Source organism: Roseibium sp. RKSG952 (genome assembly GCF_009711355.1).
This window is the reverse complement of the sequence record NZ_SMMF01000555.1, coordinates 1-1,776: the sequence shown is the minus strand read 5'-3', so window position 1 is coordinate 1,776 and position 1,776 is coordinate 1. Positions and strand designations below refer to the sequence as shown.

2 protein-coding genes are annotated in these 1,776 nt (G+C 50.2%); both read right to left on the bottom strand.

The window, feature by feature from the left end; genetic code table 11:
• Positions 1–95: 95 nt before the first annotated feature.
• A complete protein-coding gene (locus E1297_RS02215) occupies positions 96–1,508 on the bottom strand; it encodes a calcium-binding protein (protein ID WP_155133349.1) in 1,413 nt (470 codons plus the stop codon).
• The coding region (locus tag E1297_RS50920) for a calcium-binding protein (RefSeq protein ID WP_368669437.1) at positions 1,469–1,776 on the bottom strand (308 nt) is incomplete at its 5' end. The genes E1297_RS02215 and E1297_RS50920, both read right to left, overlap by 40 nt.

The window sequence follows — 1,776 nt, the reverse complement described above, 5'->3', positions numbered from 1 at the left end:
CTTGCGCCAATGGCTGTCCGGAAAGCCGTATTGACGATCTCCTGCCATTGAACTTCAAACCGTCAAACTGAAACTTGGTGGGCCGTAGACAGCGCCTACAAATAATCAGTCAAATCGATGGAAGATGTTTCGTAGGTGACAATGCCTCCGTCTTCCGAAAGATCATACTCGGAACCATCCGAAAAGGTGATATACGCGCTTGCGAAGTCTTCGAGAGAATCGTAAGTGGTTGCGTCGTCGTCATCCAGTGTGACGGTCCCTGTATCCTCATCGTAGGTTGCACCATAATCTTCGAGATAAATGACGATTGTATCACCCTCGTCGGCGTCAAAATCAGAGATGCTCAGGCTACCCCCGGCGAGTATGAAGGTATCCGCGTCGTCACCACCTTCGGCTGTATCATCGCCACCGGTGGAGATGATTATGTCATCCCCATCATCTCCTTCCAAAGTGTCATCTCCGTCACCTGATATAAGCTCATCATCACCATCATTGCCAATCAGGGTATCGTCTCCATCGTACCCGTATAAGATATTGGCATCATCACTGCCCTCTATACTGTCGTCGTAAACGCTGCCCCAGATATTTTCGATGCTGTAAAGGTCGTCAGTGTCGCCATAGCCATCGGAGGCTTCCGAGTAGGTGCCTGCGTCGTCTTCCAAGGTTTCGGACAAATCGACAGAAATTGCACTGGTAGAATCCATGTAAGAGGACGTATCCGAGCCATCGCCGCCGAAGATGAGGTCGTCTCCTGCGCCTGCTTCGATCCAGTCATCTCCGTCAAAGCCGAATATATAGTCTGCCGCGTCATCTTCCCCATCTGTATAGGTGGAGTCTGGGTCATAGCCATAAATGACATCATCATAATCGTTACCTACTAGATAACTGGTTCCAGAATCTCCATAAACATACCACCCCGTATAGGCGCCGATAACGATGTATTCCGTACCATCTTCCAGAGAGTCGATGTCATCGGTGTCCACAGATCCGTCGTCCGACAACGAGTAGGCGTTCCCGTCGGAGGTCACAACGATCGCATTCAACATCAGCGAGTAATAAAAGGCGTCAGACAAGTATTCCGTCCAGCTATCTTCACCCGTCACGTTGTACGCATCATCAAAATCTATGACGGCAACAATATCGGTTTCTGTACCCGTATCGTATGAAATTGTGATTTCACCATACGTGTCACTCTGGCTGATGAAAACATTTCCCAAGCCATCGGATGAAACCGGAATGATGATGATGTCTTCAGTCGGATCAAAATCGTCGATTACCGTGTAGGCTGCTTGCGAGTCGCTTTCATCAATAGTTTCTGTCGAGTCAACCTCTGTCGACAAAGAGTCATAGAGGCCCCAGGCAACCGTATTCGCCGCCCATGCAGCTGAGGACGCTCCCGAAGCAGTCAGAAGCAGACTCATGGAGCTGCTGGCGATTGTTGTGGCAAGATCTGTCCAATCCGTCGTCGTCACTTCGCTGGAAGATGTCTCAGCTTCTTCCCCAAGCACGAAAGTATCGGCGCCATCCCGCCATAAAGGGTGTCGCTTTCACCATCGAATAGCGGTCCGGAATAGATCCAGTCGTCACCATCCCCGCCATAGATAGTGTCACTGCCGTCATCTCCAAAAAGGACGTCATCTCCACCATTGCCATAAATATTGTCGTCGTCGCCGCCGCCATAGATGGTATCATCGTACTCCGAACCTTTGAGGTTATCATTGCCTCCCTCTCCATAGAGATCCATGGCATAGCAGCCCGTTGAAAAAGGCCGGTGTT